Consider the following 13,470-nt stretch of genomic DNA (forward strand, 5'->3'; position numbering starts at 1 on the left):
GCGGCAGCCTCAGCACGGCACACAGCCCACCGCCCTCGCGATTGCTCAGGGTCAGCGAACCTCCGAGGGCCATGGCCAGTTGCTGAGCGATCGCCAGTCCCAGACCGGTACCGCCGGTATCACGATTACGCGAGTTTTCCACGCGATAGAACGGTTGCAGCACATGCGCCAGTTCGGCATCGGCGATGCCCGGGCCACGATCCATGACGGTGATTGCGAGGCTATCCTTATGGGCTTCGACCCAGACTTCGGCGGCACCGGCGAATTTCAACGCGTTGTCGGTCAGGTTCACCAGCACCCGCCGCAGGGCCTGGGGGCGGGTATCGATCACCGCCGCGCTCTTGCCGATCAGGCGTACATCCTTGCCCATGTCCTGGTAATCGAACACCAGGCTGTCGAGGAAGGCGTCGAGGTCGGTGCGCCGGCTTTCTTCGGTCGAACCATGGATGCTGCGGGCGTAGGCCACGCCTTCGCGGACCAAGTGCTCCATTTCGCCGAGGTCGCTCCACAGTTTGTCTTTTTCCACTGAGTCGTCCATGAACTCGGCACGCAGCTTCATGCGGGTGATCGGGGTTTGCAGGTCGTGGGAAATCGCTGCCAGTAGTTGCATGCGCTCCTTCAGATACGCGGCGATGCGTGTCTGCATCGCGTTGAAGGCCCGCGCGGCGTGGGCCACTTCGATCGGGCCTTGCTCGTCGAGCATCACGGGATGGGCGTTGGGATCGAGGGTGTCCACGGGCGTTGGCGAGGCGGGCGAGGGGGCGGATGGCAATGCGCACCGCCAGCCAGGTGCAGGCGATCAACAGCGCCAGTTGTCCGAGCAAAACCCCCGGCAGCCACGGCGACAAGGGCGGCATGGCCGGACGCACATCAATCGTCACCGGGCTGCCGTCGCTGAGTCTGACATGGGCCTGAAAGTGTTTTTGCTCCCCGGCAAACCGGGTGAAGCTCAGCGGGTGTGCACCGCCGAGCGCGGCGCTGATCGAGGTCACGGCCACCGGCACCTCGTCGGCCTCGGGGTCGAGCGGCGCACCGGATTCGCCGACACTCAACAGATAGTCGTAGTTGGTGCGGGACAGTTGCTTGAGCCAGGCGGGCCGTTCCTGCGCGGGCAAGCGATCGAGGATGGCGATCGACGTCGAGACGTCGTTTCGCATATTGCCCAGCATGGTGCTTCGGGCACTCTGGAAACGCTCGTAGTACTGCGCGCCAAACGACAGCGCCTGAGCGAGGATCAGCCCGACCAGAAAGATCAGCGACAAGCGTGACGCCAGCGTTCGTGGCCACTGCAGCCTGAAACTCATGCCGAAGCCCCGAAAATTTCCACCGGCAGCGAGAACACATAACCTTCGCTGCGCACGGTCTTGATGTAAGCCGGTTCGCGCGCATCGTCGAGCAGACGCTGGCGCAGGCGGCTGACCAGCAGATCGATGGAACGATCAAACAGATCGGCCTCGCGCCCCTGGGTCAGGTTGAGCAACTGATCGCGGCTGAGCACCCGTTGCGGGTGATCGAGGAACACCCGCAGCAAGCGGTATTCGGCGCCGCTGAGCGCGACCAGCGTGCCGTCCTGGTCCAGTAGGTGACGGGCCGAGGTGTCCAGCTGCCATCGGCCGAAACCCAACATACGACCGCTTTCGGTGACCACCAGGTTTGGCGGCAGCATCCGCGTGCGCCGCAGCACGGCGTTGATCCGCGCCAGCAGTTCGCGGGCAGCGAACGGTTTGGTCAGGTAATCGTCTGCACCCATTTCCAGGCCGATGATGCGGTCGGTTTCATCGTTGCGCGCGGTGAGCATCAGCACCGGCGTGGCCTTGTGTTTGCCCACGCGCAATTCGCGGCACAACTGCAGACCATCGTCGCCGGGCATCATGATGTCGAGCACGATCAGGTCGACAGTGTTGGCTTCGAGAAAACTGCGCATCTGTCGGCCATCGGCGACCACGGTGGTGCGCAAGCCGTTCTTTTTCAGGTAATTGCCAACCAGCTCGCGGATTTCGCGGTCGTCGTCGACGATGAGAATGTGATCGACATGTTCCATCGGTGCAGAACCTCTATCAAAGGGCAATGCCATGCAGTCTATCGAGCCTGCGCCGGCTTGCCTGCCAGGGTTTGTATTGCAGTGTATCTGGCGCCATGACGGATACATACACACGCAAAAACGCGATTTTTTCAGGGTTTTGTATCGCTGTGTATCTCCGGGTGGCGCAGATACACAACGCGTCATAACGGGCATTTCCAGACACAGACGTGATACCTCAGGCGCCTCAAATAGGCTCCATCGAGGCGCATCCAGCTTGCCTCGGCTCAACCCACCCACGCCTTGAGGTAACCGCCATGACCCGCACATCCGTGATCGCCGCCTGCCTGTTCGCCGCCCTGAACATCTGCACCCTGTCGGCCCGTGCCGAAGCCGATATCACCCCGCACACCTACACCTACGGCACGCACCTGGACGTGCAGAAAGTGCTGTCGATGACCCAGGACACCTCGGTGACCTGCGGCATTGTCGATGCGCGCATGACCTACCTCGATTCGGCAGGCAAAACCCAAGTGCTGGATTACCGTAAATTCGCCGATGGCTGCAACAACGAAAATTGATTGCTCCTCGCCATCCCGAGCAGTCCCGACGGTGTTTCGCAGGCTTTACAAAAAACCGCCATTCATCGGCACAGCCCTTGTTTTACGTGCTCTTCGGACGATTGGCACGGACGCCATCGACCCTCGGCGCGATAGTGAACAGGCAGGGTCACTGCCGACCCTGTCCTTGATAAAAAGAACGCGAGGTTGCCATGCCGAAATTCGTGATTGAACGCGAGATTCCAGGGGCCGGAAAGCTGTCGCCGCAAGAACTAAAAGCCGTATCGCAAACCTCCTGCCAGGTGTTGCGTGAACTCGGGCCACAGGTGCAGTGGCTGCAGAGTTACGTCACGGCCGACAAAATCTATTGCGTCTACATCGCCCCTGACGAGGAGCAGGTGCGCGAGCACGCCAGGCTGGGCGGCTTCCCGGCCAACAGCGTGGCACGGGTGATGACGGTCATTGACCCGACCACGGCTGAATGAAGTTCTCCAACCTGCTGCGGAGCACGATTGATGAGTACGCCCATTGATCTGACGGGTCTGAAGGAGCGCCAAAAAGTCGCCTGGGCCAGCGGCGATTACGCGGTGATCGGCACTACCTTGCAGATCGTCGGCGAAAACCTCGCCGAGGCTTGCGACCTGCGCTGCGATGAAGAGGTGCTGGATGTCGCCGCCGGTAACGGCAATGCAACCCTGGCGGCAGCGCGGCGTGGCTGCCAGGTGACCTCGACCGACTATGTCGCGGCGCTGCTCGAACGTGGGCAGGATCGGGCGCGGGCCGAGCATCTGGAGGTGATTTTTCAGGTCGCCGATGCCGAAGCGTTGCCGTTCGCCGACGAGAGTTACGACGCGGTGCTGTCGACCTTTGGCGTGATGTTTGCCCCGGATCAGGCGACTGCCGCAGCGGAACTGGCGCGGGTCTGCCGAAGGGGCGGGCGCATCGGTCTGGCGAACTGGACGCCGGAAGGTTTCGTCGGCCAGATGTTCAAGGTGCTTGGTCGCCACGTCCCGCCTCCCGCCGTGACCCAGCCGCCGTCGAACTGGGGCACCGAAGCGTGGTTGCACAGCCACTTCAATGAGCGCGAATTTCTACTGCAGGTCACCCGCCGCTCGTTCAACTTCCGCTATCGCTCGGCGGCGCATTTCGTCGACATTTTCCGCCACTGGTACGGGCCGGTGCACAAGGCCTTCGCGGCATTACCGCCGGAAAGCGGTCAGGCGCTGGAGAGTGATCTGGCGGACTTGCTCAACCGCTCGAATCGGGCGGGAGCCGGTTCGCTGGTGGTGCCGAGCGAGTATCTGGAGGTGGTGATTACCAAACGCTGAAACCTAATGAAAACCCCTGTAAGAGCTGCCGAAGGCTCAGGCCGCGTTCGGACGATCTTTTGATTTTGGTTTTAAAAGCAAGATCAAAAGATCGCACCTGCGGCAGCTCCTACAGATGAAGGATTACTTCATCTCGACGATGACTTCTTCGTTCCACTTCTGCGGCAGGGCCTTGGAGGTTTTTTCCCACGCGTCGGCGTCCTTGATTGGCGTGACGTTCTTGTACTGCTCGTTTGGCAGCAGCTTGGCTTTCACGTCTTCCGGCAGTTGAAGATGTTCGGCACGGATCGGACGGGCGTTGCCGCGCGCCAGGTTGGTCTGGCCGGCGTCGCTGAAGATGTATTCGCGGGTCAGCTTGGCGGCGTTCGGGTTTTTTGCGTACTTGTTGATGATGGTGGTGTAGCCGGAAATCACCGAGCCGTCGGACGGGATCAGCACCACGTAGTCATCCGGGTTGGCCATCTTGGCCTTGTAGCTCAGACCATTGAAGTCCCAGACCACGCCGACTTCGATCTCGCCTTTTTCCATGGTGGCGATGGTCGGGTTGGCCATCGACAGGCGACCTTGCCTGGCGATGTCTGCAAACAGCAGCAGGGCCGGCTGGAGGTTTTTCTCGTCGCCACCGTTGGCCAGGGCCGCGGCGAGTACGCCGTTGGCGGCTTGCGCGGCGGTGCTCACGTCACCTATGGAAACCTTGTATTTGCCGCCCTTGAGGTCAGCCCATTTGGTCGGTACTTCGGAACCGTGCAGCAGCTTCTTGTTGACGATGAAGGCGATGGTGCCGGTGTAGGCCAATGCCCAGTTGCCGTCCTTGTCCTTGGCCCAGGCCGGCACCTGATCCCAGGTGCTCGGTTTGTACGGTTGCACCACGCCCTGCTTGACCGCGATCGGGCCGAAGGCGGCGCCGACGTCGCCGATGTCGGCGGTGGCGTTGTCTTTTTTCAGCGGCGAACTTGGCGATTTCCTGGGCCGAGCTCATGTCGGTGTCAATGTGTTTCAGGCCGTAGGTCTTGGCCAAGTCTTCCCAGGTGCCTTTCCAGTTGGCCCAGTCATCGGGCATGCCGACGCTGTTGACGGCGCCTTCCGCTTTCGCAGCGGCTTCGAGGGTTTTCAGATCGGTGTCGGCCGCCATGGCGGCGGTGCACATTGCAATGGTCGAGCCTAACAGTGTTGCCAGGAAAAGCTGTTTCATTCCGAAGCTCCTTGGTCGTGTTCAACGCTGCGATTGCGGTTTGTGTTGGTCTAGGTCAGCAATACCTGAGCCAATTTAAGGGGGCTGGATGACACTTTGATGTCGGCGGTCGCCCGGCAGGCCTTTTATTGGCCCGGTTTCGGCGCTTGCCCGCTAAGCGTAGACCAAGGTCAAAGCCCCGGCTGGCAAGGGACTTGGCCGAGGTATTGCAAGTCATGAGGGCGACCGTCGGGCGGGTTTGTCATCTCTCGGTCATCTGCACTGCCTAGGCTTGCAAGACATGGAAACGGCTTGCAGGCCGTACGGTTTTTGCCCCGAAACAGTGCTGGTCTAGTCCAGATAGGTAACGTTGATGCGCGATGAGGCAACAAAAGCGGTGACAGCCATCGGCCAGGTGCTGCAGGAGCAGCTCGATCACGGCCTGTTGGCGCCGGGCAGCAAGCTGCCGGCCGAGCGCAAGCTCAGTGAGTTGTTCGGCACTACGCGCATTACTGTGCGTGAGGCGTTGTTGCAACTGGAGGCACAGGGGCAGATCTATCGCGAGGAGCGCCGAGGCTGGTTCGTTTCGCCGCCGCGTCTGGCGTACAACCTGATGCAGCGCAGTCACTTTCACGCGATGGTCAGTGCGCAGGGCCGGGTGCCGTCGACCGAGGTGATTTCCGCGCGTCTGCAGCCGGCTTCGGCGGCGGTGTGTGCGTGGTTGCAGTTGCCGGCGTTGTCCAGCGTGATCCAGATTTGCCGGTCGCGGCGGATTGACGGGCGGCTGGTGCTGTATGTGGAGCATTATCTGAATCCGCAGTATTTTCCGGGGATTCTGGGGTTCGATTTGAATCAGTCGATGACCGAGTTGTATGCGCGGCATTACGATTTGCACTATGGGCGGGTGCGGTTCGAGATTGTGCCGACGTCGTTGGCGGTGGATGCGGCGGCGGCTTTGCGCGTGTCTGTCGGGAGTCCGGGGTTACGGATTGCTCGGGTCAATTATGATCAGCATGAGCGGTTGATTGATTGTGATCTGGAGTTTTGGCGGCATGATGCGATTCATGTGGGGGTTGATGTGGTTTGATCGTTTTGGGTGAATATCCGTTGCTGCGGTAACGGCGGCTTAGGGTTCCGCCCTTACGGCGGGTCACTTTTGACAAACGCCTCAAAAGTAACCAAAAACGCTTGCTCCTGCGTTCGGCCCGCTCGCTGGGGCTCGGGGTTCCTTCGCTCCGGGATTGTTCCGGGGGCAGCGCCTACGGTTTGCTTCGCTGCACCTCCTCTCGCTGTGTTTGGCTGCGCCAAACGGTCGCTGCGCTCCCACCCCGGATCAATCCCTCCACTCAGCCTTCCGACGTCGCCCGTGGATCAAGATCAAGAGCTGCAGCCGAGCTAACGCTCATCCTGTGTAGGAGCTGCCGAAGGCTGCGATCTTTTGATCTTGATCTTCAGCACACTAAAAGATCGCAGCCTCGTTGCACTCGTCAGCTCCTACAGGTTAGTGGGTGTTGGTGTAGAGGTAGTCTGTTGCCAGTGAGGCCAGTGTGCGTACGCCCACCACCAGCGCCGACTCATCCACAAAGAACCCCGGATTGTGATTCGGCGCGGCCTTGCTCATGTCCTGATCCCGTGGTGTGACGCCGAGAAATACGAACAACCCCGGTACTTCCTTGGCGAAGAACGAGAAGTCTTCCGCGCCGCCCACCAGCGGCGCATTGACCACGTCATCCTTGGCTGCCCACTTCAACGTCGGCAGCATTTTTTCCGTCAGTGTCGGGTTGTTGATCGTGGGGTCGTATTTTTCGATGATGGTCACGTCGGCTTTCGCGCCGCCGCTTTCGGCGATTTTTTCGATGGTCTGGCGCACGTCGGCGTGGAGTTTCTGGCGGATGCCGTAGTCGTAGGAGCGGATGGTGCCGCTCATGTCCACGGACTCGGGAATGATGTTGTAGCGGGTGCCACCATTGATGGTGCCGATGCTGACCACCGACGGGTAAGACGAAATATCGGTGCGCCGACTGACCACGGTTTGCAGGCCGACGATGGTTTGCGCGCCGACGGTGATCGGGTCGATGCCGTCCCACGGGCGGCCGGCGTGGGTTTGTTTGCCGAGGATTTTGATGCGCAGGTCGTCGGAGCTGGCCAGGGTGGCGCCGGGGCGGTAGGCGATCTGGCCGGCGGGAACGCCGGCCCAGACGTGCAGACCGAATACGGCGTCGGGTTTGGGTGATTTCATCACGCCTTCCTGCACCATCATTTTTGCGCCCCAGGTGTTCTTGCCGTCGGGGATGAAGTCGCTCGGGCCTTCTTCGGCGGGCTGGAAGTAGAACACCACGGTGCCGGGCAGGGTGTCGTGCAGACCGGTGAGGATTTTCGCCGTGCTCAACAGGATCGCAATGTGGGCGTCGTGGCCGCAGGCGTGCATCACGTCGACTTCTTTGCCGAGGTAGGTGCCTTTGGCTTTCGAGGCGAAGGGCAGGTCGGCGACTTCCTTGACCGGCAGTGCGTCCATGTCGGCGCGCAAGGCCACGGTCGGGCCGGGCAGGGCGCCTTTGAGGATGGCGACCACGCCGGTGCGGGCGACGTTGGTTTTCACTTCCAGGCCCATGGCCTTGAGCTGTTTGGCGACCAGTTCAGAGGTGCGTGTTTCGGTGTTGCCCAGTTCCGGATGGGCGTGGATGTCGCGGCGGGTTTCCAGCAGCTCCGGTTCAAGTGCCTTGGCTTGCGCGGCGATCTGTTCGCGGGTGCTGTCCAGGGTGGCGGCGCTGGCGGTGCCGGCCAGCAGGGTGAGCAGAACAGTCTGGGCGATACGTGTCAGCTGCATCGGGTTTCTCCATGGTTATTGTTTTTCTGGCCTCCCTGCCTGTGACCCGAGTGTCTGCGCGAAGTGCTATTCCTTCGGCTGGCCACCACCGGCAGTGATGACCTGCACGCTCATGCGTGGAGTCGCCAGATCGAGCCCGGCCTCGTCCAGATGGCGTTTGAGCGACAGGTTGAACGCGCGGGAAACTTCCCATTGCTTGATTGGCGCGGTCTTGAAGCGCGCACGCAAAATTGCGCTGCCGGACTCGAAACTCTCCACGCCCTGGATCTCCAGTGGCGACCAGATGTTGCGCCGTTGCAGCGGGTCGGTGCGCATTTTCTGGCCGACTTCGCGCATCAGTTTGATCGCGTCGTCGATTTCCATGTTGTACGGCACCGCCACGCGGAAGATCGCGTAGCCGAATTCCCGTGAGTAGTTCTTGATGCTTTTGATTTCGCTGAACGGGATGGTGTGAACGATGCCGTCGATATCGCGCAGGCGCACGGTGCGGATGGTCAGGCCTTCGACAGTGCCCAGATGCCCGCCGACATCGACGTAGTCATCAATGGCCAGCGAGTCTTCGATGATGATGAACAGGCCGGTGATCAAATCCGCCACCAGCGACTGCGCACCGAAACCGATGGCCAGACCGATCACACCGGCACCGGCCAGCAGTGGCGTGACGTTCATACCCATGTTCGCCAGGGCGACGATCAGCGCAATGATGAAAATCGCCACGAACAGCACGTTGCGGATCAGCGGCATCATCGTCTGCGCGCGGGCATTCGCCAGGCCTTTGCGCGAGCGGGTGAGGGCGTGATGCACGGCGGTGTCGGCGAGGATCCAGACCAGCCAGGAGAAAATCAGCGTGCCGATCAGGCTGAACAGTTTGACGCTGACGTCGTGGCCTTCGCCCTCGGCAAAGCCGATCAGCGATTTGCCCCAGACGCGCAGGCCGAGCTCGATGAAGATCAGCCACACCAGCAGGTGGGCGAGGGTGTAGAAGAAGCTTTTCAGGCGTTCCGAGTACAAGGCATGGCGCTTCGGCCCGCGTTGCGGTTTGAGTGAGTGCCGGCGCACGAGACCGTTGATCACCATGCACATCACCAGCAGCACCGTGCAGATCAGTGACTGGCGCAGGGCGGTGCTGGTGTCGCCGGCGGAGACGAAGGTGGCGAACAGCGAAATCCCGACCAGCACCAGCGCCGGCACGTACCAGAAGGTGCCGAGGATATCGATGGTGTCGCTGAGGGCGCGGCGGGTCAGGCGACGGGACAATGGCTGGTTGCGGATCAGATGGGCGATTGGCCGGCGGAAACGCAGGATGAACAGCCCGGTGAACAGCGCCGCGAGGACATTGGTGACGGTCGCGGTGGTGTGCGCCAAATGCACGCCGAGGCTTTCCACCAGGCGCGGGTCGTTGAGCGCTTCACCGAACGCGGCGAAGCTGCCGATCAGCCAAAGCGGACGGAACGCCTGATGCCGCAGGATGTACAGCGCCCGGTGCCGGTGCGGGCCGTCGAGCAGCGAGAAGGCGATCACGCAGATCGCCGAGAAACAGGTGCCGACCACCAGCGCATACGCCAGCACCATCGCCAGGCTCTTGCCCAATGACGACGGCAGCGCGTAGCTCATGTAAACGGTGATGACCAACGCGATCAGCCATGGCCCGAGCTTGCGCAGGGCGAAGCGCAGCATGTCGAGGGCCTTGGGGTGCTGCGGCAGTTCTTCGGTCAGGCCGAAGCGCATGCGCACCCGGTGACCGAGCCAGATCAGCGCGGCGGCGAGCAGGCTCCAGACCATCAGGATCACCGCGAAGCCGAAGATGATCGGCAGCCACTCGCTGGCTGGCAACATCAGGTTGTCGAGTTCGTCCTTGGCCAGATCGAACTCGTCGGACCAGCGGGTCAGCGGACTGTCGTCGCCGGAGAACTGCTTCTCGAAACTGGCCAGCGTGCCGCCAATCAGGCCCAGCACGCCTTCTTCCGGTGAAACCTGGGCTTTCTTTGTGGCGTCGCGCAGCTTTTTCAGATCGCTCAGCAACTGTGCGCGTTGCTTGTCGTTTTCCAGCGACTTGATGACTTCATCCAGTGACTGGCCCAACGGTTCCTGCGCCTCGGGCTGCGCCTTGGTGGAGTTGAGCAGTCCCGGCAAGCCGACCGCGTGGGCAGGGGCCAGCGGCAGCAGCGTCATCAGGCAGACAAGGAACAGGCAGGGCAGAGCAAGCAGACGAGCGAACACTAGGCGGTCAACCTCGCAAAGGGGCGAATTGAGCGAGTGTACGAGGCAGTCAGAATCAATGCGAGCCGGGCGCGGATTTATTCGTTGAGTTTGGCGAGGATCTTGTAGACCACGGTCGCCAGGATCATCAGCATGCCGATCCACATGGCGAAGACGCCGGCGTTCTTGTCGCGGAAGTTGAAGCCGATGGCCAGCAGGATCATCCCGCTCAGGATCGGGACGAGCATGGCATGGAACGAAGACATCGAGATCATGGAGACTGCCTTGTCGAAGGGGATGATGTAAGTCTAGGTCGGTTTCATTGAAGCTGTATTGATCTGTGTAGGAGCTGCCGCAGGTGCGATCTTTTTGATCCTTGCTTTTTGAAACTGCAAAAAAAACAAAGATCAAAAAGATCGCAGCCTCGTTTCACTCGGCAGCTCCTACAGTCGGTTTGCATACGCTCTGGCTGCGTCGAGGATCAGGGTCATGTGCTGACGGTGGTGAAAAAAAACGCAGTAGCGCGAAGTACGCGAAAAGCACGATCAGTGACGCATTCAACTGTTCAGTTACGCTGAGCAGGCCGATCCACTCCATGACCAGCGCCACCAGCAATGCGGTGCACACGGTTACCGAGGCGCTGAAGCGCAGCAATCCCAGCGAATCGAGGGACTTGAAGCGTTTGATCTGTTTCGGGCAACGCAACTCCAGAGTTTTCTGGCAGTGCGCGCAAGTGAACGGTTCGTTGATTGCGATGGCGTTGAGTTGCCATGGCTTGAGTAGCTGCGTGGTCTGGCAATGAGCACAACGGCCCTGGACTCCCAGGGTTGCAACGGACATGAGCGGCCTCCTCGACGCAATCAGCGGAACACGGATACTGGCTCATTAATGACGAAAAGCCAGCCGTCGGAAGAAAACAGGAATTGGCTTACACGCGTAAGTATCAATGCATTACAAAATGTTCTGACATCTGCCCTGCTCCCCCTGTTGGAATGAGCATGTAGTGAGGGGATTAATCCCCGATGGACTGCGCAGCAGTCCCTGATCACTTGCAGGCTTGGGGCGGAACGCTGCGCGTCCCATCGGGGATGAATCCCCTCCCTACAGGTTTCTCGGCAGTATTCAGACGCGGAACGCGCTGATCAGCTGTTTGAGTTCCACCACCTGCGCCGACAATGCCCGGCTGGCTTCCTCGGTCTGATGCGCACCTTGGGCCGTGCGTTCACCGGCGCGGTTGATCTCGACGATGTTCTGGTCGATGTCATGCGCGACGGCGGTCTGCTGCTCCACGGCAGCGGCGATCTGCTGGTTCTGATCGACGATCATGCCTACCGCCCCCAGGATATTTTCCAACGCCTGCTGGACCTTTTCCGACTGCCCGACCGTGCCGTTGGCCATCTGATGGCTGACGCCCATGGCTTTCACCGCCGCACCGACGCCGCCATGCAGTTTGGCGATCATCTGCTCGATTTCTTCGGTCGATTGCTGAGTGCGTTTGGCCAACGTACGCACTTCATCTGCCACCACGGCAAAGCCACGGCCCTGCTCGCCGGCACGGGCCGCTTCGATGGCCGCGTTAAGCGCCAGCAGATTGGTCTGCTCGGCAATGCTCTTGATCACTTCCAGCACGCGGCTGATCGACTGGCTGTCGCTGGCCAACTGATTGATCACCAGCACCGATTGGTCGATCTCGCTGGCCAACGCGGCAATGCTGCCCTGCTGCGACTCCACCAGTTTGCGGCCGCTGACGGTTTCATCGTTGACGCTGTGCGCACTGCTCACCGCTGCCGCTGCGCTGCGTGCAACTTCCAGCGAGGTCGCCGACATCTGATTCATCGCGGTCGCCACTTGCTCGATCTGCGTGCGCTGCCCGGCCACCGCCTGATTGCTTTGCGCGGAGACGTTTTCCACCTGCCCGGCCTGGCGCTCGACCTCGGCCACGGTTTGGCCGACCCGTTCGATCAGGTCGTGGATCTTCCTTACGGTGCCGTTGAACACCTCGCCCAGCTCGCCGAGTTCATCGCGGCTGCTGGCCTTGAAATTGACCGTCATGTCACCGGCCGCGACCTTGTCCATCATCGCGCCCAAACGCTTGAGCGTGGTGCGGGTCGAGGCGTAGAAACCCGCGTAGAGATAGAAAATCAGCACGAACACCACCGACAACGCCACCGCCTGCAACACCATGTGCGTGCGGTTCTGCGCCAGGCGCTGCTGCAGTTGGGTATCGAGAAATTTCAAGGTCGCGTCATTGAGCTGGTAGGTCTGCGCCATCAGCCCGGTGACTTGGTCGTAAAACGCCTGCCACGGAGTATCGAGGGTCTCGGCCACCACGACTTTCGCTTCAAACAGTTCACTGGCCTGTTTGAGCGAGGTCTTGCTGCTGTCGGACGGCGCGCTGAGGCTGGCGCGCGCGGCTTTGCTGGAATCGAGGGCATCCTGCAATTTCAGTGCGTATTCGGCCTGGAGCTTTTCGATCTGCGCCAGCAACTCGTCGAAACGGGTACTCGACGAGCTGTTGAGAAAGCCCTGCCCCAACGAATACGAGCCGATGGCCCGGCCTTCGCCGAGGGTTTGGGTGACGCCTGGGGTAATGTTGGTGAGCAATTCGCTGAGCTGGCGGATGTCGCTCTGGTTGTCGCGGCTCAGCCCGGCCTGACTGGCGATGATCTGGCTGAATATCTGCGCATTACCAAGCAATTTGCCGATCATCGCGCTTTTGCTTTGCAGGGAGCTTTCCGCCTGTTGAGCCTTGAACGCGCTGATCATTTCGTCGCGTTTGCCGTCGAACAGTTTGGCCTGCTCGGGATCGTCGGTCATCGCCTGCAGACCTTGCAAGCGCGCCAGCACGGCTTGCTCCAGGCTGCTGATCTGCGCCTCGAGGTTGTCGGCCTTGCCGGACTGCCCGAGGACAACGTTGATCTGCACCAGATTATTCAGCGTTTCCAGATCCCGGCGCAGGCTCAGGCTGCTGCCCAGCAGATCGAGGCTCTGCAATTCGACCCGGGTGCCCTGGAATTCGCGGTAGGAATCGCGCACCAGATAGAAATTGGTCACCAGCATCGGCACCAGGAACAGCACGCTGATCAGGCTGAACTTCATGCCGAAGCTCAGACGGTTCATCAGCGAGACGGCGGGATAGAGCAAGCTCTTCACTGGAAGTCTCCCTTGGTTTTTCTTGTTTTTATTGGCAGGCGCAGGGCGACAGCAGATAGCCACTATCGAGCGCTGTCTCTGTATAGCTCAAATCGGCGGGAGGTTTTGTAACTTAAGGTTAACGACTACGCTGCGCCGGTCACTGACCTGTGGCGAGGGGATTTATCCCCGATGGGCTGCGCAGCAGCCCCATTAAGATATTGGGGCCGCTG

At 60.7% G+C, this 13,470-nt stretch carries 9 protein-coding genes and 3 pseudogenes; 4 read left to right on the forward strand and 8 right to left on the reverse strand.

Annotated elements, in window-relative coordinates; translation table 11 throughout:
* Together HT737_RS24125 and HT737_RS24130 are read right to left on the reverse strand one after the other, a co-directional pair.
* Positions 1-1,304: pseudogene (locus HT737_RS24125) on the reverse strand (sensor histidine kinase); the annotation flags it as partial.
* Positions 1,301-2,041, reverse strand: coding sequence for a response regulator (locus tag HT737_RS24130; RefSeq protein ID WP_182404147.1), 741 nt, complete (start codon positions 2,039-2,041; stop codon positions 1,301-1,303). The gene HT737_RS24130 and the pseudogene HT737_RS24125, both read right to left, overlap by 4 nt.
* Positions 2,042-2,337: 296 nt before the next feature.
* Between HT737_RS24130 and HT737_RS24135 the strand changes: the two genes are divergently transcribed.
* From HT737_RS24135 to HT737_RS24145, 3 genes are all read left to right on the forward strand, one after another.
* Positions 2,338-2,601 (forward strand): DUF2790 domain-containing protein, encoded by a 264-nt coding sequence (locus tag HT737_RS24135; protein ID WP_041073518.1) that lies wholly within the window; start codon positions 2,338-2,340, stop codon positions 2,599-2,601.
* A gap of 191 nt (positions 2,602-2,792) precedes the next feature.
* A complete protein-coding gene (locus tag HT737_RS24140; RefSeq protein WP_047293441.1) occupies positions 2,793-3,065 on the forward strand; it encodes a DUF4242 domain-containing protein in 273 nt (90 codons plus the stop codon).
* A 30-nt stretch (positions 3,066-3,095) separates the two neighbouring features.
* A complete protein-coding gene (locus tag HT737_RS24145) occupies positions 3,096-3,908 on the forward strand; it encodes a class I SAM-dependent methyltransferase (RefSeq protein WP_182404148.1) in 813 nt (270 codons plus the stop codon).
* A gap of 123 nt (positions 3,909-4,031) precedes the next feature.
* Here HT737_RS24145 and HT737_RS24150 read toward each other — a convergent pair.
* Positions 4,032-5,100: pseudogene (locus HT737_RS24150) on the reverse strand (ABC transporter substrate-binding protein).
* A 352-nt stretch (positions 5,101-5,452) separates the two neighbouring features.
* Between HT737_RS24150 and HT737_RS24155 the strand changes: the two are divergent.
* Positions 5,453-6,166 carry a UTRA domain-containing protein gene (locus tag HT737_RS24155; protein ID WP_047292936.1) on the forward strand — a complete coding sequence of 238 codons (714 nt, stop codon included), beginning with the start codon at positions 5,453-5,455 and terminating at the stop codon, positions 6,164-6,166.
* A 414-nt stretch (positions 6,167-6,580) separates the two neighbouring features.
* On the opposite strand, the gene HT737_RS24160 is transcribed toward HT737_RS24155, so the two are convergent.
* The 5 genes and pseudogenes from HT737_RS24160 to HT737_RS24180 form a co-directional block, all read right to left on the reverse strand.
* A complete protein-coding gene (locus HT737_RS24160) occupies positions 6,581-7,906 on the reverse strand; it encodes an amidohydrolase (RefSeq protein WP_182404149.1) in 1,326 nt (441 codons plus the stop codon).
* Positions 7,907-7,972: 66 nt separating this feature from the next.
* Positions 7,973-10,126, reverse strand: coding sequence for a mechanosensitive ion channel family protein (locus HT737_RS24165; protein ID WP_182404150.1), 2,154 nt, complete (start codon positions 10,124-10,126; stop codon positions 7,973-7,975).
* Between the two features lie 77 nt (positions 10,127-10,203).
* Positions 10,204-10,380, reverse strand: a complete 177-nt coding sequence (locus tag HT737_RS24170) for a hypothetical protein (RefSeq protein WP_177327380.1) — start codon at positions 10,378-10,380, stop codon at positions 10,204-10,206.
* Positions 10,381-10,548: 168 nt separating this feature from the next.
* A pseudogene (locus tag HT737_RS24175) lies at positions 10,549-10,945 on the reverse strand (hypothetical protein).
* A 282-nt stretch (positions 10,946-11,227) separates the two neighbouring features.
* On the reverse strand, positions 11,228-13,258 hold the full coding sequence (locus HT737_RS24180; protein WP_182404151.1) for a methyl-accepting chemotaxis protein: 2,031 nt from the start codon (positions 13,256-13,258) through the stop codon (positions 11,228-11,230).
* Positions 13,259-13,470: the final 212 nt, after the last annotated feature.

Source organism: Pseudomonas sp. MD195_PC81_125, assembly GCF_014060985.1.
In the GTDB taxonomy this organism is placed as follows: Bacteria; Pseudomonadota; Gammaproteobacteria; order Pseudomonadales; family Pseudomonadaceae; genus Aquipseudomonas; species Aquipseudomonas parakoreensis.